Below are 17780 nucleotides of genomic sequence, written 5' to 3'. Positions count from 1 at the left end.
GCTGTATTCCAGGCAGCTGGAGAACGGCGACATCGCTATCGGCATGTTCAACCTGGGCGAGGGGAAGGCCGTGGCCAGGCTGAACCTGGACGAGCTGGGGCTGCCCTTCAGCACAGGCAGGACGCTGGACGCAACGGAGCTGTGGAGCGGGGAGAAGGTGGAGATTAAGAATGCCACCATGATCCGGGAGCTGGAGCCCTTCGGCTGCGCCATGATCCGGGCGAAGGTGGTCAGGCTGTGACAGGCGGCTGTATGCAGTGCGGCAAGGCCCTTACCTTTAACGAGGTGGGGGCCTACAAGAAATTCATCAATCGGGGGAGCACAAGCTTCCTGTGTAAGACATGCCTGTCGGCGAAGCTGGGGGTGACAGTGGAGCGGATTGACGAAAAGATAGAGCAGTTCAGGGCCCAGGGATGCACGCTGTTCGTGTAGGGATGGGCAGAGAGGCGGAAGGGGAGCCTGGCCGGAAAGGACGGCCAGGCTCCCTCTGTGCGCGGGAATCATTTCACGTTTTCTTTTGCGGCAGCGGAGGCCAGGGCGCGGTATTTTGCCTTCTCTTCCGCCATTTCCTCCACGGTCTTGGTGTGGAGCCTAAAGCCCTTGGCGGGATGTAAGGGCAGGCGGCTGTCCGCCAGGCGCTTCTCGGCTTTCGGAATCTCTTCGCTGTACTGGGGCAGCCACTGCCTGCCCGCCACCAGCATCTCGTCCACCATCTGCCGGATCTCATCGGGGGTGCAGACCGCGCCGGTGAGGGGATCCATCATGGCCGCCTGATAGAGGAGGCTGATATCCCCATGGACGGCGGCCTCCACGGCCAGCTTCTGTACCCATACGCTGGCGGAGCAGATGGCTGCGCAGCCCAAGGGCAGGTCGCCCACCTTGGGGATGGAGATGCCATTGTAGTCCACATAGCAGGGCACCTCCACCACACATTCCGCGGGCAGGTTGGTGATGGCGCCATTGTTCATCACGTTGAAGCAGCCCCGATAGAGCCGGCCAGTCTCCAGACCTTCGATGATATAGCTGCCGTGCTCGGTGGAGCGGCTTTCCGGCGTGAATTTCCTGGCAGTCTCCTTCAGCCAGTTGGGGAAGTCCGTCTCGAACCAGTTCCGGCTCTCCCGGCAGACCCTTAAGTACCCGGCGGTCTCCCCCTGGATCCAGGAGCTGTAGTTAATCCATTTCTCCATCTCCTCCGGGCGCTTTCGGTACCACATCAGATATTCCGACAGATGGCCGTTGGATTCCGTGGAATAATAGCCGAAATTCCGCATCACGTCCAGGCGGACATTCTCGTCCTTGGCAAAGTCAGCCTGTTTCATCAATTCATAGAGCTCCCCCGTACGCTCCACGCCGTCTGTCTTCACGCTGACGTACCAGGTCTGGTGGTTCAGGCCGGCGCAGATGATGTCCACGTCCTCCTTTTTCCGCCCCAGGGCCTTCGCTATCTGCTCGTGGCCGTGCTGCACGCCGTGGCAGAGGCCGTAGGTGGGCACTTTCCCGTATTTGTTGCAGGCCCAGGTGACCATGGCGTTGGGGTTGGAATAGTTTAAAAGGATGCACCCGGGGGCAGCCACCTCCCGGATGTCCTTGCAGAATCCCAGCATGGCGGCGATGCCTCTCTGGCCGTACATGATGCCGCCGATGCAGAGGGTGTCGCCCACGCACTGGTCCACGCCGTATTTCAGGGGGATGTCCACATCGGTCTCAAAGGCCTCCAGCATGCCGATGCGGACGCAGTTGATGACGTATTTCGCGTCCCGGAAGGCCTCCCTGCGGTCCAGGGTGGCATGGATCTTGATGGCAAGGCCGTTCTCATCGATGTCCCTCTGACAGAGCTGGGTGACCATCCGCAGGTTGTCCGGGTTGATGTCCGTGAAGGACACCTGGATATCATGGAACTCCGAAACTGTCAGGATGTCCGCCAAAAGCCCCCTGGTGAAGCCGATGCTGCCGGCTCCGATGAATGCTACTTTAAAAGACATGGTTTTGCCTCCTTGTGCCATTTTTTGATACTCATATGGAATCGGACAGTTCCCCTGCCCGGATGAGCCGCATATATCCGCAGACGATTCCCGTGGTGGTGAAACCGATTTCGGAAATACGTCCGTGGATTTACTTTCATGCCGACAGATGCTATAATATACTGTAGACCGCCAGGATTTACAGTGGTGTCCCCGGGAAAGTACCTGGCTGACGGTCTGCAGTCGGGTTGCGCTGCAAATTTAACCAGTGCGCAGTATAGAATCCAAAACAGGAGCCGGATGCATCATCCGGCATATCCCGCAATCTGTCATCTGCCTCTATCATAGAGAAATGGACGGCACTTTTCAACGGTAAGTATTTGATAAGGAAGGGTAATTTTTTGATGCAGGAGGAAAGAGCGGACATACTGGACAATTACGCGTTCCATTTCCTGGAGGACGTGGAGGAGCCTTTCGTACAGCTGGTGGCCATCGGCAGGGAGGCCAGGCATTCCGCCAGGTATCATCTGGAGAACAGTGGGAGAGGGGCATCCTACCTCCTCCAATATACCCTGGCCGGAAGCGGTACGGTGCGGACAGGCGGCCAGGAGCAGGTGGTGGACGAGGGGAAGGCCTTCTTCCTGCGGATGCCGGGGGAGGAGGGCTATTATTTCGACGAGGGGCGCAACCGGGCTCCCTGGGAATTCCTCTTCGCCATATTCGAATGCCACGGGGCGGAGCGGTACTGCGGGCAGATAGAGAGCCATCTGGGGAAGGTCTTTTCCCTGCCCCGGGGGCATGAAGCCGTCCGGCTGCTGTTCGAGATGCACGCCATGGCGAAGGAGGGGAGGGCGCGGGATCCGTTCCTGCTCAGCAGCCGGGCTTTCGGCCTTCTTTGCGCTCTGTGTACCACACCTTCGGGGGACAGGGACGCGGAAGGCTCCCTCAGCGCCCGGGCGAAGAAGTATATCAGGATGCATTTCACATCTCCTATAGGCATAGCGGATGTGGCGGCCTTCCTGAAGGTGAGCCAGAGCCATCTCTCCCGGGAATTCTACAGGGAGACCGGGGGGAAGCCCATCGATTACCTGACCAGGATCCGTCTGGACCAGGCTGTGGACATGCTGACAGCCGGGGGAGGAAGCGTTGGGGAGATAGGGATGGAATGCGGGTTTTCCGGGGGCAATTATTTCAGCAAGGTGTTCAAAAGGCATATGGGCATGACGCCCTTGGAGTTTCGGGAGTATGTGAGGCGGGAGGGGTATTCGAAGACGCAGATATAAGCTGTGAAAGCCTGTTCCAAAAGCCATCAGAATGATATATAATGGTGTTTAGGAAAAACCAGGGAACTGGCGGCGGAACGACAGGGAGCTGTAGTGGACAGCTACATGCGGGAAGGAGGGGAACGAATGAAGAAAGAAGACAGACGGAGCGGAAAACAGAATGGCGATTGGGAACAGCTGGAAAAGGAGGCGGCTGTGATCTGCCAGGACTTTGGGGCATTTTGCGGCTATGTAATCCAAAATCAGGTAAAGCTTGCCCCTAAGACGGGAAATATCGGCAAGAAGGACTGCTTTGCCATAAACATGCTTTTACAGGGGCGGGAGGAATATGATAAGCCGGTTTATCCTCAGGGCAAGTACCCGCTCATTCGATTTTTCTATTACGTGGCGATAAAATATAAAATCCTGGAGACCAATGGGGCGGGGAACAGGCTGGAGCAGGGTAGACATTATGTATTTTTCCATGAGGCTTCGGTGTGGGAACAGTATGCATTGTTTTTGGTGGTATTTCTGTTTGACGGGACCTTCGCACGCCAGGACGGTTCCTGGTATACAGACAACATAACGGAATTGTGGAGCTTATATGTGGACAAGCTCATGGAATGGTTTGCCGCGGAGGAACCATGGGTTGATGGAAAACGCAGGAGATTACAGGAAAATATGGGGCTCTTTAGGGACTGCCTGTATATTCAGGTGACGTACCTGGAGGAGCTTTCCCTTATCAGGGTCTGCGGGAAGTCCGGGCCGGAAGATGACATGTGGAAGCGCTGGTGGGAAATAGAGGCGCGGCCTTTGCTGGAAATCGTCTCGGATATCTATGAAAATACGGAGATAGAAATAGAAGAGGACGAACTGGAGGACGGCGATGGAAGCAGGCTGGCAGAGTGCTACTATAAGGCATTTGCCGACAGATTTCTGCAGGGAACGGAGGAAAGGCTGTCGGAGATGTTTGAGAATGCGTCGGCATTTGATGCAAATCAGACCATTGACCTGGAGGTTTCGCTGAGGCATACGGACTGTGTCCGGGTCATCCGGATGAATCTGGATGATTCTCTTTATGCCCTGCATGACGCGATCCAAAGGGCTGTCTCCTTTGACGATGACCATCTTTTCTCGTTCACGGTGGGAGCGGGGATGATGAAGAGGACATATTTGCCCTCGGAGGCCATGAACCGGAATACGGATTTGTCGGTAGCAACGCTGCTGGGGGAGCTGGATCTGCGAAAGGGGCAGAAGTTCAGCTATCTGTTTGACTTTGGGGACATGTGGGAGTTTGACATCCGTGTCCTGGAAATCCGGGAGGGCGAGGTGGAGATGCCGGAGGTGATCAGGGCTGTGGGAGAGGCGCCGGAGCAGTATCTGTGCCTGGAAGAGGACATGGAGCTTCAGGTTCAGGTTTCTGACCAGGTTCACGTAAGCGATATCCTGGCCTCCATTGAAGATGACTTGATTCGGGACGAGCATGCCGCACTTACAGGACGGCGGAGTCCCTGTGAGAAGGAACCGGCAGACACGCTGCGCCGGGAGATGGAGAGGATCTTGCTGGAGGATCCGGACAGAATGTTCCTGTTCATGACTGCCGGAATGAGGGAGATGCTTTCGGAGCTGCTGCAGATGGAATGGATCGACGGCAGCGAAAGATGTACGCTTGCGCAGCTTTACTCCTTCGGATTCTGCGAATTCTCCGGGGAGGACCAGGATACGGTCCTGGTGCCGGAAGCCATAAGAGAAGTGTATGCTTCAAGGATGAAGTCAGGCAGGAAATACGACAAAATCGTGGAAACAGCAGAGGCCTTTCTCAGACATTGCGGTGTGGTGGAGATGGAGGTGCTGTATGCGGAAGTGAAGGCGTTTTTGAAAAAAAGAATATCATATGACGAATTTGCGTTTCTCCTGTACAGCAGGCTTCATTATTTCGGTGGTTTCTACAGCGTCCTTTTCCAGGAAACCGAGTACATGAGCAGCTATGACCCGGAAATGACGCAGAGGATTCTGGAGGAGCGGGGGAAACCAGAGAATGCGGCGTTTGCGTATCCCGGGCTGGAGCAAATCTGCGATAAGGAGCCTGGCGGCTTCCAGAGGGTCATGAGGGACTGGAAAGAGTATGTCCATTTCAATCTGTCCGTTGACTGGCAGACAGCCGAAAGGCTGGCGAGACAGATTCCCGCCCTGGCGGCTTCGGGCCTCCTGAAAAAGGAGGAGGTTCTGGCGGCCTATAGAGAGCTGCTCCAGGGGATGGGCAGCAGGGTGACGAAAAAGGCGGAGGGACTGATCGGCGAACTGTGCTCCTCCATGCCTCTTGCGGTGCGGAGAGGGAATACCGGCGGAAAATATACTGCTTAACGATTTCATTTGCCGTGAAGCCAGGCTGCATAACGCTGACTGGTTCAATCGCATGATTGCATTAGGCAGTATTCAGCGTTATGCAGTATAATGGCGAACGAAATTAATCTCAGGTTGACGCATCGAAGTCCGCTGCGGAGAACCTTATTAACACAAATGCGTCCGCAATCAGCCGATCTTAGGAAGCGTGTTGCGGTACTGCTCCAGCTCGGCGTCCGTGGGGATGTAGTCCTCCATCTGGCCGTCGTGGAACTTCTCGTAGGCCGTCATGTCGAAGTAGCCCGTGCCTGTGAGTCCGAAGAGGATGGTCTTCTCCTCGCCGGTCTCCTTGCATTTTCTGGCCTCGTCGATGGCCACCCGGATGGCGTGGGAGCTTTCCGGGGCGGGCAGGATGCCCTCCACCCTGGCGAAGTATTCCGCGGCCTCGAAGACTTCCGTCTGCTTCACGCTGGTGGCCTCCATGAGCCCCTGGTGGTAGAGCTCCGACAGGGTGGAGCTCATGCCGTGGTAGCGCAGGCCCCCTGCGTGGTTCGCCGAGGGGATGAAGCCGCTGCCTAAGGTGTACATCTTGGCCAGAGGACATACCATGCCGGTGTCGCAGAAATCGTAGGCGTACACGCCCCTGGTGAGGCTGGGGCAGGAGGCGGGCTCCACGGCGATGAAGCGGTAGTCCGCCTCTCCCCGGAGCTTCTGGCCCATGAAGGGGGCGATGAGGCCGCCTAAGTTGGAGCCGCCGCCTGCGCAGCCGATGATCGTATCCGGCTTCACGCCGTATTTGTCAAGGGCTGCCTTGGCCTCCAGGCCGATCACAGACTGGTGCAGCATCACCTGGTTCAGCACGCTGCCCAGCACATAGCGGTAGCCCTCGCTCCCCACTGCCGTCTCCACGGCCTCAGAGATGGCGCAGCCCAGGCTCCCCGTGGTGCCGGGATGCTCCGCCAGGATCTTCCGTCCTACCTGGGTGTCCATGGAGGGGGAGGGGGTCACGGATGCGCCGTAGGTGCGCATGACCTCCCGGCGGAAGGGCTTCTGCTCATAGGAGCATTTCACCATATAGACCTTGCAGTCCAGCCCCAGGTAGGCGCAGGCCATGGACAGCGCGGTGCCCCACTGGCCCGCCCCGGTCTCTGTGGTGACGCCCTTTAAGCCTTGCTTCTTGGCGTAATAGGCCTGGGCGATGGCGGAGTTGAGCTTGTGGCTGCCGCTGGTGTTGTTGCCCTCGAACTTGTAGTAGATCTTGGCCGGGGTGTCCAGCCTCTCCTCCAGGCAGTAGGCCCGGACCAGGGGAGAGGGGCGGTACATCTTGTAGAAATTCCGGATTTCCTCGGGAATCTCGAAATTGGCTGTTGTGTCGTCCAGCTCCTGCTTCACCAGCTCCTCACAGAAGACGCCGGAGAGCTCTTCGGCTGTCATGGGCTGATGGGTGCCGGGATTTAAGAGGGGCGCGGGCTTGCGCTTCATGTCGGCCCGCAGGTTGTACCATGCTCTGGGCATCTCGTCTTCGTTCAGATAGATTTTGTAGGGGATTTTCTCGTTTGGCATTCTCGTTTCCTCCATATTCTGCTTTGTCTTAAGCCGGTCTTTCCGGTCTCGCTTTTCCGTAAATGTTTTTTCGCTGTGGCATATGCGAGCTTTCCGTCCCCGGCGTTTGCCGCTTCCCTCAGGGCCTTGCGGAAAGCCTTTCCGGGCGGTGTCCATGGCTACGCCATCGTTTTGTGGGCTTCATCGATGTCATATGCTGTCTCCTTTCGAGTGAAATACGCTGTCCTTTTCCGGCGACGGAACCTGTCCGGCGCGGATCTTCCTTCTGTCTCAGGAGCCTGTAAAACAAAAAACGCCCCGACAGAAGATGATGCTCTGTCAAGGACGAATACTGTACGAAAATAGTACGTTTATCCGCGGTGCCACCTTGCTTCACGGCCTGACCCGTGCCCTTAGCGGGATACCTGCATATCCCCGGCATATGACGTCTGCCCGAACGTCGCAGAATACTCTGTGGATGCCACATTTCACTGCGCCCTCAGCGGCCCATTTGACAACTTGTTTCCCACCTGCTTCTCAGCCCCGCAGGCTCTCTGTAAGGACATGATTGCCGTTATCCCCGCTTCAACGGTTTGTTTGGATTGATTTTCAATCATTATAAAGCTATAAGGGTGAATTGTCAAGAAATAAATAAAACGAATATGAGATTTAAAACAGACGGTTTTAAGTGTGATAAAGTAGAGCAGAGTGAGAGGCTGCGGCATGGATGCATGAGTGAGAAAATTGTGATATACTCAAGACTGCGGGCCTGGTGGGTGGAAGGAACCGCCGGGGATGTGATTCCGTGGCTTGACACGGACACGATGTCGCACTCTATACTATACATACGGGGAGGTAACCGGATGGCTTTGATGACGATCGGCCAGGTGAGCGAGATGCTGGGCGTTTCCGCAAGGATGCTGCGGTATTATGAAAAAGAGGGACTGGTGGGGAGCATGCACAGGGAAAATTACGCCTACCGCGTATACGATGAGGACGCGGTCAGGAGAATCCGGCAGATTGTGCTGCTGCGCAGACTCCAGATGCCCTTGAAGAGAATCCGGGTCATTATGGACGGCAGCGCCCGGGAGGCTGCGGGCATGGTACAGGAGCAGATAGCGGATATGGAGCGGAATCTGGCTTCCATGGGGACGATCCGGACGGCCCTGGGGAGGCTGCGGGAACTGCTCGGGGAGGCGGATTCCACTGCGGACCGGGCCTGGGAAAGGGTGCTTGAGGATATGGCGGGGCTGCTCGCTCTGGAGAGATACAAGCTGAACGGAAGCGCTCTTTGTCCGATATCGGAGAAGGAAAAACAGATTCGGATCGTCCTGCTGCCGCCGTGCACGGTGGCTTCCTTCCGGTATTTCGGAGAGAATCCGGAGGAAAAGGTGGGAAGCGTCATGGACGGGTTCATCCGCGGAGAGGGGCTTTACGAGAAAAAGCCGGACTCCCGCCTGTTCGGCTTCAACCCGGCTGACGGCGAAGGGGACGACAGGAGCTACAGCTATGAGAACTGGGTGACCATACCGGAGGACCTGGAGGTGCCTGCGCCGCTTGCAAAGAAGCGCTTTGCCGGAGGGCTTTACGCCGCCTATGCCATACGCTTTCCTGATTTCCAGGAATGGGAATTCCTGAAATCCTGGGCGAAGAACAATGACAGGTATCGGGCGCGCCCCTGGGAGGACGGGGCGGGTGATCCGGAGGGCTGCCTGGAGGAGCATTACAACTGGGTGTACTCGGCCCATGGGGGCTGGCCCCGGAATGGAATCGACGGGAGCGTGGACCTGCTCCTGCCCATACAGCCGAAGTGATGAAGTGATTCTCCGCCGTGACGCGCCGATCCGGTTGCGTATTCCAGGCCTATGCTTCTCCCATAAGCCCGGCAATGGCCTGGACCCGGGCAGGGAAGGGAGAGACGGATTCACGCCGGGATTCGGGGACCCAGGAGGCTGTCCGCGCCTGGGGTGGAGGGCAGGGATTCGCGTTGCCGAACTGAAAATACAAGACGGCTGCCTGTGGACCAGGCGCAAGAAGGAGGGAATCGAGATGACTGACAAGGAAAGATTCAAAAGAGATTTGCTGGAACTGGGGGTGAAGCCCGGGGATATGGTGCTGGTGCATTCTTCCATGAAAGCCCTGGGGACGGAGTGCGCCCCCGAAGAAATCATCGATGCCATGGAGGAGGTGCTGGGGGAGGAGGGCACGCTGCTGATGCCCGCCCTGACCTATGAGAACATGACGGCCGAACAGCCTGTGTTCGACAGCGCCGCCACGGAGCCCTGCATCGGGCTGCTGCCCAGGACGTTCCTGCACAGGCCCGGCGTGGAGCGCAGCGTCCACCCCACCCACTCCGTGTGCGCCAAAGGGAAGATGGCGCACAGGCTGACCGTGGGCCATTCCATGGACGACACCGCCGTAGGGCCCCACTCTCCCTTCATGCTGCTTCCGCTCTTTGGGGGAAAGCTGCTCTTCATCGGGGATATCATGCAATCCTGTACATTTATGCATGGAATTGAGACCATCCTGAAGCCGCCCTACATCCGCCAGACGCCCTCCCCGGTCTTTACGGTAGACGGCCAGGCCAGGCAGTATGTGGCGAATGACGGCTACGGCTGGGGCTCGGAGTTCCAGCGCATCGAAGAGATACTGGAGGAGCCGGACATCCGCAGGGGGAAGCTCCTGGCGGCCAACGCGTACCTGATCGACGCCCGGGCGCTTTTCGCGGCTGCCCTGCTGAAGATGTGGGCGGAGCCCTATGCGTTCATAACGGATATTTCGGCTTATATTTAATCTGGCAGGATAGGATTCCCCGCAGTTCTGTTGCGGGGAGACTTGTTTTTCATATGGCTGCCATTCCATATATTTTGGAGGTTATTTTTTGGCCGACTTTTAGTGGCGACAGCACATCAGGAATTCCTTTTCTTGCCATCCTCTCAAAAGAAAAGTGATATATGGTAGCTATGGTTCCTGCCCCGGAAAACAAATAGGGAACTGCATAAAGTATGTTCTTGCAATAATTTGCACTGTAAGTACAGTAAGGCTCTTTATTCCTACATTTTTCTCCCATAGGCAATCAGCAGCCCCCTGGCAAAACTATATTCGGCGGCAGGATTGGAGGAAAAATATTCTGCGATTCTCCTGTTCCGCAGGCAGTATTCCCGGGCTTCGCTGCGGGACATGCCATGGGTCATAAGCTGGAGGATCAGGGCATTCTCTTCCCCCTGTCCCATACAGGAAGTCCACTGGTTGGCCCGGAGGAAATCGTTCCTGGCTTCCTCATAATCTGCATGCTTGGAGGTCATGAATTCCACCTTGTCATTCATCCGCACATCCACATCCGCAAGCCCCAGCCTCTCCAGGATATGGGCAGCCTTGACTGCCACAGAGTAATCCCTCCCCTGCAAGGCAAGCTCCGTCTGCCATTTCTTTTCCAGACCCTCATGGAGGCACAGCTCCCGGTAATCCATTCCGTCCACATACAATCCGCAGCTCTCAAATTCCCTGTTCACGTCCATGCACACCACATAGCCGCCAGGCTTTGCAAAGGAAATCATTTTCCGGATAAAGGCGACAGGGTCGTCCAGGTGCCTGAGGACTGCCTGGCATATCACGAAATCGTATTTGTTTTCTGCCGTGTATTCATTAACGTTTTTGCAGATAAATTCCGCGGCTATATTCTGGTTTGCAAAAAGCTGCTTTCCCTCCTGGATCAGATTTTCCGCAAAATCAATTCCCGTGTAGGTGCTTCCCCCGGGCATGGCAGGGAGGAGCAGCAGTCCCAGAAAACCGTATCCGCATCCGCAGTCCAGTATGGAAACGGGCTTTTGGATATTCCATACCTGTGAAACGAGGAAACGGACATAGTCGTCGTTCCAGAAACGCTTCCGCGTCCGCAGCAGATAGTCCAGCCGATGGTTCCAGAAATCCTTCGTCCCTGTCTGTTCGGGAATATACGATTCGCCGTCAAGAGGTTTCAGGCCCAGCAGCTGGTCTGTGGACACATGAAAATATTCCGCCAGCGGCGGCAGAAGGGTGATGTCGGGCATGCTGGCCGCGGTCTCCCATTTGCTGATTGTCTGGAAGGATACGCCTATGGCGTCTGCCAGTTCCTGCTGTGTCAGCTTTTTTTGTTTTCTCAGGTCGGCAATGCGTAGCTGTATTTTCTTCATAGAGAACCTCCTCGTTTGCATGTTTTTTCTGCGCAGGCCCGCATATGGAATTTTGCTGCTAATGCAGCATGCGGGCCGCGCGGCGAGCCGGGGAGAAGGGATTCCCCTGCTCGACTGTTGTCTGACGATATTATAACAGGAATTCCGGCGGTTGTATTTAGATGAGAAGGAGAATCATTTCTCCTGGGATGAGAGTCAGGGAGGGTAGAGGGCATTTCTGGAAAGGAATCCGGGGGCTTTTGAAAGATCCGTTTGTGAAATAGTGCCGATGGGGGTATAATGAATTTAGGATTAGGGAAATGTTGTCAGCATCGGAATGCAATCTGGAACGGAAGCAGCAACGTTAGGCTTAAGTGCAGGGTAGGGAGCGTAGGAAAGGATTCTGCTTCGGAAAGACAAAGGTGTTTAGGAGGAAAGGCAGATGATGGGAACTTATTTAAATCCGGGCAACAGTGGATTCTCCAGAATCCGGAACAGTGTCTATGTGGATAAATCAGGGTTGATAAGGCTGGTCAATCAGACATTGGATACACCCAGGTGTCTGACCTGTATCAGCAGACCGCGCCGTTTCGGGAAATCGTTCGCGGCCAAAATGTTATGTGCCTATTATGACAAGACCTGCGATTCGGCGCAGCTGTTCGGGGATTTGTCCATTGCCTGTGATGCGGGGTACCGGGAGCATCTGAATCAGTATGACGTGATTTACCTGGATATGACAGGAATCATCGGAGAAGCGGCGGCAGGCGACAGGGTGGCCTATGTGAAGAGAACTGTAGTCCGCGAATTGAAAGAACAGTATCCGCAGATGGAGGTGGTGGAAGGATTCGTGCCAACGCTAGCCAATGCGGTAGAGATAACAGGGAATAAATTCATCATGATCATCGACGAGTGGGATGCCCCGATCAGGGAGGCGGGAAACCGTCCTGATTCGCAGAGGGAGTATCTGGAATTCCTGCGTTCCCTGTTCAAGAACAGCGGAACCACAGACAAGATATTCGCTGGGGCATATATGACGGGAATCCTGCCCATCAAAAAGGACGGTTCTCAGTCCGCCATATCGGATTTTGAAGAGTATTCCATGATCAAACCCAGGCAGTTCGGGCAGTATGTGGGATTCACGGAAGGAGAAGTGAAGAGACTCTGCCAGGATGCCGGAGTCGATTTTGCGCAGATGAAGCAATGGTATGACGGTTACTGTTTCCGAAAGGCGGAATCGGTCTATAATCCCAATTCGGTGATGAAAGCGATTCAAAATGAGGACTTTGACTCCTACTGGACACAGACATCCGCAGCCGAGAGCCTGATGGGATACATCAATCTTGACTTTGACGGGCTTGGCAGGACGGTTGCGGAATTAATCGGCGGGGTGGAGGCAAATGTGGACACCTACGGCTTTTCCAATGACCTGGTGACGTTCCGGAACAGGGATGATGTGCTGACGCTGCTGATTCATCTGGGATATCTGGCTTATGACGAGGAGACGCGCAAGGTGCGCATTCCCAATGAGGAGATTCGGCTGGAATTCGCCAAGGCCATCCGGCAGGTGAAACGGGACGATACGCTTCGGCGGGTCAGGGAGAGCGAGCAGCTGATTGCGGATACTGTCCATGGGGAGGAAGAGGCTGTGGCCAGGCAGATTGAAAGAATCCATGCGGAGGAAGCGCCGCTGTATTACAACAATGAGCAGGCATTGCGCAGTGTGATTAAGCGGGCCTATTTCAGCTATGGAGACGAATATATGATGTTTGAGGAACTGCCCTCAGGGGCAGGCTATGCGGACATCGTGTATCTGCCGAAAAAAGGCTCTATGCTGCCTGCTTTGGTGGTTGAGCTGAAATGGAACAAGTCGGCGGAAGGGGCAATCAGGCAGATTCATGAAAAACGGTACCCAAAGGCCATTGAAGGTTATGGCGGAGAGATTCTGCTGGTGGGCATCAGCTATTCGAAAGAGGCTCCCGCCGGGAGGAGGCAGCATCATTGCAGGATAGAGAGAGTTGAGGGGAAAGGGTGAGACAGCGGAGAAATCATGGATAACCATGAAATAGAGAACTTATTAAAAACAGTATGTGAAAGAAGAAAAAAACATATGGCCCAGGAGACCCCGTCCTACAACATTCTGGCTGCGATTGGTGAAGAACGCGATGAGGCACATATTCATTCTAAAATCATATATTTCCTGTTGGACAGGACTTATGACGAAGATGGGGAAAATGATTTTCTGAAAATATTTCTGCGGAAGATTCAGATACCCGAGCAATATATCGGCGGCCCATGGCGGGTGTGCCGGGAGCAGGCCTTTGAGGAGGGAAGGATAGACTTTGTGATGGAATCCGAGAAGTTCTGTGCGGCGATTGAGATGAAGATTGATGCCGGGGACGGGGAGAGGCAGCTGGAACGATATGATATGTTCTGTAGGAAAAAAGGAAAGGCGTACCGCATATATTATCTGACGCTAAATGGGAGCGCGCCGGACAGACAGAGCGTAGGCGGTATGGACAGGCAAAGGCTTTTCCTGATTAGCTTTCGGAATGAAATCCTGGACTGGCTTCAGATGTGCATGGACACGGTCAGGGAAGACAGCTACAGACACTCTTTTCTGAAACAATATGATGCGGCGGTCAGGCATATGACTGGCTGGGGTGACGAGGGGATGGACGTGAAGGATTTACTTTAAATAGATGATTGTTGAATGTTGCTATGGAATTTCCTTTTGCCGGAAAGACTGCGAGGTGCGGTTGGGGAAACAGGCGGAGTTAATCTCACAGCTGGAAAAATAATGCCATATAGTTGAGTAAAGAAGAAAATGTGTTATAATGAAGAGGAACAGGGAAAGGAATGGCAAATGGGCGATACGAAAATACAATGGCATCCTGGTTTTGTGGCGGCAATGAGTCTGGAATTTGAAGATAACAGGGACAATCTCATTTTTGAAAAAGAGTACAACCTGAATACAGGGCCGCTGGAGATTGACCTTCTGGTAATCAAAAAGGAACCGGGTGTCCGGATGGTCAATGACATAGGAAAGCTGTTCCGCGGACACAATATCATGGAATACAAGTCTCCGGAAGACCACATGGATATTGATGCTTTTTATAAGGCGACCGCATATGGCTGCCTGTATAAGGAATTGTCTACAAATAACTGATGCGAGTTTATAGCCGTTTTCGTTGTATTTCTGGGCTTTCTCCTAAACAAGTTGCATCAGTTATTTTCCGACAATTCCTAAGTCTTATGGTGAGTCGGTAAATGAGCGTCCGGCGGATGATATTACGATATCTATTATCCGGGATATCAAGCCTGAGGGTCTGTTCCGGTATTTTAAGGAGCGTGATATCCGGGTAACAAATCCATATGAGGGAATCTATTATGTGCTGGATGCGGTTCTGTTCCAGACGCAGATTATAGTGGGCAGGGAATTGAGACAGAAAGAGCATACATGGATTAAGGCCTTGTCTGACCGGGTACAGAAGCAGGAGATGCGGGAATTATTGGAACGCGTGCACAGCCTTAAGCAGAAGTTTGACAGGGAGCTGGCAGATTCTGTACTGGAAGTAAGTATTGAGGCGAACTGGGAAATAGTGGAAGAACTGAGAGGAGATGACAGTATGTGCAAAGCATTGTTGGAGATTATGGAGCCTGAGATTAATAAGATTGTTGAATCTAAAGTTCAAAAATCCATTTTAAACGCTGTGAGAAGCTTCCGTGACTTGGGTGCGGACGATAAGCGAATCCAGGAGATATTGGTGAAAAATTATGAGCTTACCCCGGAAGAGGCAATCCAGTATTTATAATGGGGCTGTAGAAAAGGCTGTTAGATAGAAGGGGCATTTCCGTGCAAGGGATGCTCGATGCTCCTTGTGGAAAAGGATCTGTGGCAGATATACGATAAAAAGCACATCAAGAACGACAGACAGAAAGTATCGGAAAACGGTTGCTATGGAATTTCCTTTTACCGGAAGGACTGCGAGGTGCGGTTGGGGAAACGGGAGGAGTGACCTTGCCGAGTGGGAATACCAAAGCCGAAGAAAATCCGCAGCCAACAAGGAACAACGCAGACCGCCCGAAAAGCAGAGCGTACTAAAACATCTGCACGAAATACAGGAACGCAACAAGCAAAAGCCACCCCAAAGACAACGCAAGAAATCCTTGACAGAAATAGCCGATAGGAAAACACCGCACAGCGGTTCATACTCGCTGACTGGGAAGATTTTTAACCTGGGTTCACTGACATAGGACAAGCTGGCACAGTTATAATCCCTGTATGCTTCTGTGCAGTCCATAGAAAATCCCCTCTTTCTCCCACATGGGAAACAATATGGATAAGTTTATTTATTTTGCAAGAGGCAGCTTTGTTTTAGTCAGCTGCCCCCTGTTAAACCATAACAATTTAATCAAGCAATTCATCAGATAAGACTGCAACAAAATTAGTTTTCTTATCTGTCTGTGCCCTTTTCAGCCATTCCTGTTTTTCTTCCTTTGTCATGCAATCAAGCAGAATTGTAAACCGGGCAATATTATTAGCTTCATAGTATTTCTCGGCATATTTTTTCAAATCACTTGATTGCATATAATCTGAAAGTACGGCAAAGAAATTTGATTTATTATCCTGTTCCGATTTATCTACATACTGTAAAATTAAATCTGCGTCCATGTCCTGTACAATAGTTGAAAAGAGCGCAATTTTATCAGCGTCATATGCTTTCTTGTAGTAATCTTTTTGAGCTGCTTCGTCTAATACCGAAAAGAGTGCAGAAAATCTAATCAAGTCCTCATTTTGAAAATATTTTTCCGTCAATGCTGGTATATCATCAGTTGCAACAGGCGTTATGCTCATAATCAAAGGCATTTCTATTGTCGGACTAATATTGGCGCTTTTCAAAGAATAAATCAATTCTTCTATTGCCGAAACAGCTCCGCTGTCATTTATATAATCTTTCGCAGTATCAGAAAAATACACCGTCACTTTCGAGTTGTCTTTCATGACAATTTCTGTTACTCCATAGTATGACTGGGCTTTGGCATATACGTTCCACCCCATTTCAATAATATAGGAATTGCAGTAATATCCTTTTTGTGTATAAGTGTATTTGTATGATTCATCCTTTTCAAAATCCGTATTATCCAAATTTTCATTATCCAGATACCAACCAAACCCTAAATCTTCATCATAAATATAGGTGTCTCTTCCGTTGTTTTTCTTCTCTGATATTGATGCCGCAGTTTCTATAACCAATTCCTTTTCTTTTTCTGTAAGATTTTTCATATATTTACACTGTTCTGTGACATCTTCAAGAAGTGTTTCCTTATTGTCAAACGGTCCAATAGATGTCCAGCTGTCTTTTCGCACCACAACAAACTTGATGCTTCCAACTGAAACAGATGCCTGTGGTTTATCTTCTTCGTCCGCACCTTCACAAAAGATATAGTACACTCCATTATCTGTTAAAACTTCATTCAATATTTCGCTGTCCTTCCACGTTTTCATATCATTAGGAACAGAAGGGGCAGCGTATGCACCAGTCACAAAAAAGCAGACACAAACAGCAACCGTAAAAATGGCAGTGACGCCAATCATAATTTTTGATTTTTTTCTAAATTTCATAATCGCACCTAACCTTTCTTTTAACTGTTCTGCTCCCTCTGTCAAAGTGACGGAAGCCAAAGAACTTTTGTAAAGATTGTTTGACTTCAAAAAGGAAATCAGTGTATCTCCATACTCACGCCTTGCAATATCGTCAAGTACAGATATAACTTTTTCATCACATGACAATTCACATGATTTATTCACTTCCTTTTCCAGCAAGTATACAAAAGGATTGAACCAGTGGACGCACACAACAATCTGTATCAGCCATTTGTAAAACATATCCCTCTGTTTGTAGTGGGTTAGCTCATGCACAAAGGTATAAGACAACTCTTTATCATCCAATTCGCCAACAGGCAAAATGATTCTTGGTCGAAAGAAACCAAGCAGCATGGGGGAAGCAACCAGAAAATTACGGGATAATTCAACCCTTGTTTTGATATTCAGTTTTTCTTCACAATCAGATAGCAGATTCAAAATTTTTATATCTGATACCTCTTTATTTCCCGCTTTGATATATTGGATAAATCCTTGATAAACCGTTATCTTACGGACAAATAAAACCAGTGCTGATGCTGACCAGATAAAAAACAGGCAGACATATATATTAAACGGCTCACGCATAGCAGTGCCGGTTATTTCCCGGTTTGTCTGTGTCGGCTCTGCTTTGCTGTTACCCGTGCCTGCCGGAACGGATACGTTGGGGCTTGCAGGAATTTCATTTGTTATTGCTGCAGTGTCGAATTTTTCAAACAGGCTCCCGACAATCGTAGTATCGGGAGTAAAGGGAAGCAGAAAACGCAGCGCGACAACTATCCAGATATAATACTGCCAACGTTTGCCGAATTTGTTTTTATACAACGGCTTCAATCCCAAAATGAGAAGCAGTAACAGTGCGCCGGAAACAGACAGCGAC

15 protein-coding genes and 1 pseudogene are annotated in these 17780 nt (G+C 52.2%); 11 read left to right on the top strand and 5 right to left on the bottom strand.

Going from position 1 to position 17780, the window contains the following annotated elements; all coding sequences use genetic code 11:
- Together Q2B33_RS17495 and Q2B33_RS17490 are read left to right on the top strand one after the other, a co-directional pair.
- Window positions 1–241 (top strand): annotated as a pseudogene (locus tag Q2B33_RS17495) (glycoside hydrolase family 27 protein); the annotation flags it as partial.
- Entirely contained in the window at window positions 238–432 is a 195-nt protein-coding gene (locus tag Q2B33_RS17490; RefSeq protein WP_300571107.1) for a hypothetical protein, read from the top strand. The pseudogene Q2B33_RS17495 and the gene Q2B33_RS17490, both read left to right, overlap by 4 nt.
- 68 nt (window positions 433–500) lie before the next feature.
- Here the strand turns inward: Q2B33_RS17490 and Q2B33_RS17485 are convergent, their stop codons facing one another.
- The gene (locus Q2B33_RS17485; RefSeq protein WP_300571110.1) at window positions 501–1982 is read right to left on the bottom strand and encodes an alpha-glucosidase/alpha-galactosidase; all 1482 of its coding nucleotides are present in this window, start codon (window positions 1980–1982) and stop codon (window positions 501–503) included.
- 383 nt (window positions 1983–2365) lie between these two features.
- On the opposite strand from Q2B33_RS17485, the gene Q2B33_RS17480 reads away from it, so the two are divergent.
- Together Q2B33_RS17480 and Q2B33_RS17475 are read left to right on the top strand one after the other, a co-directional pair.
- Complete coding sequence (locus Q2B33_RS17480; protein ID WP_300571151.1) at window positions 2366–3244, top strand: AraC family transcriptional regulator; 879 nt, start codon at window positions 2366–2368, stop codon at window positions 3242–3244.
- 126 nt (window positions 3245–3370) lie between these two features.
- A complete protein-coding gene (locus Q2B33_RS17475) occupies window positions 3371–5587 on the top strand; it encodes a hypothetical protein (protein WP_300571113.1) in 2217 nt (738 codons plus the stop codon).
- 168 nt (window positions 5588–5755) lie between these two features.
- Here Q2B33_RS17475 and Q2B33_RS17470 read toward each other — a convergent pair whose 3' ends face one another.
- Window positions 5756–7129 carry a TrpB-like pyridoxal phosphate-dependent enzyme gene (locus Q2B33_RS17470; RefSeq protein ID WP_300571116.1) on the bottom strand — a complete coding sequence of 458 codons (1374 nt, stop codon included), beginning with the start codon at window positions 7127–7129 and terminating at the stop codon, window positions 5756–5758.
- Window positions 7130–7971: 842 nt separating this feature from the next.
- Between Q2B33_RS17470 and Q2B33_RS17465 the strand changes: the two genes are divergently transcribed.
- Window positions 7972–8922 carry a MerR family transcriptional regulator gene (locus tag Q2B33_RS17465; protein WP_300571119.1) on the top strand — a complete coding sequence of 317 codons (951 nt, stop codon included), beginning with the start codon at window positions 7972–7974 and terminating at the stop codon, window positions 8920–8922.
- A gap of 235 nt (window positions 8923–9157) precedes the next feature.
- Window positions 9158–9901 carry an AAC(3) family N-acetyltransferase gene (locus Q2B33_RS17460; RefSeq protein WP_300571121.1) on the top strand — a complete coding sequence of 248 codons (744 nt, stop codon included), beginning with the start codon at window positions 9158–9160 and terminating at the stop codon, window positions 9899–9901.
- Between the two features lie 49 nt (window positions 9902–9950).
- On the opposite strand, the gene Q2B33_RS17455 is transcribed toward Q2B33_RS17460, so the two are convergent.
- The gene (locus Q2B33_RS17455) at window positions 9951–10178 is read right to left on the bottom strand and encodes a hypothetical protein (RefSeq protein ID WP_300571124.1); all 228 of its coding nucleotides are present in this window, start codon (window positions 10176–10178) and stop codon (window positions 9951–9953) included.
- Complete coding sequence (locus Q2B33_RS17450; RefSeq protein ID WP_300571127.1) at window positions 10162–11280, bottom strand: DNA (cytosine-5-)-methyltransferase; 1119 nt, start codon at window positions 11278–11280, stop codon at window positions 10162–10164. Before Q2B33_RS17450 ends, Q2B33_RS17455 begins: the two co-directional genes overlap by 17 nt.
- Before the next feature lie 421 nt (window positions 11281–11701).
- Between Q2B33_RS17450 and Q2B33_RS17445 the strand changes: the two genes are divergently transcribed.
- From Q2B33_RS17445 to Q2B33_RS17425, 5 genes are all read left to right on the top strand, one after another.
- Window positions 11702–13291 carry an AAA family ATPase gene (locus Q2B33_RS17445; protein WP_300571130.1) on the top strand — a complete coding sequence of 530 codons (1590 nt, stop codon included), beginning with the start codon at window positions 11702–11704 and terminating at the stop codon, window positions 13289–13291.
- Window positions 13292–13366: 75 nt separating this feature from the next.
- Window positions 13367–13954: a PD-(D/E)XK nuclease family protein gene (locus Q2B33_RS17440; RefSeq protein WP_300571133.1), complete on the top strand. Its 588-nt coding sequence runs from the start codon at window positions 13367–13369 to the stop codon at window positions 13952–13954.
- A gap of 204 nt (window positions 13955–14158) precedes the next feature.
- Entirely contained in the window at window positions 14159–14425 is a 267-nt protein-coding gene (locus Q2B33_RS17435) for a hypothetical protein (RefSeq protein ID WP_300914126.1), read from the top strand.
- A gap of 223 nt (window positions 14426–14648) precedes the next feature.
- A complete protein-coding gene (locus Q2B33_RS17430) occupies window positions 14649–15071 on the top strand; it encodes a hypothetical protein (RefSeq protein WP_300571139.1) in 423 nt (140 codons plus the stop codon).
- A 66-nt stretch (window positions 15072–15137) separates the two neighbouring features.
- Window positions 15138–15275 (top strand): hypothetical protein, encoded by a 138-nt coding sequence (locus Q2B33_RS17425; protein WP_300815604.1) that lies wholly within the window; start codon window positions 15138–15140, stop codon window positions 15273–15275.
- A gap of 392 nt (window positions 15276–15667) precedes the next feature.
- Here the strand turns inward: Q2B33_RS17425 and Q2B33_RS17420 are convergent.
- A partial coding sequence (locus tag Q2B33_RS17420) for a M56 family metallopeptidase (protein WP_300822998.1) occupies window positions 15668–17780 on the bottom strand: 2113 nt, incomplete at its 5' end.

The sequence above is a fragment of the uncultured Acetatifactor sp. genome (assembly GCF_948601915.1).
Lineage (GTDB): Bacteria > Bacillota > Clostridia > Lachnospirales > Lachnospiraceae > Acetatifactor.
The sequence above is the reverse complement of the archived record's forward strand: the minus strand, read 5'-3'. Positions and strand labels throughout refer to the sequence as shown.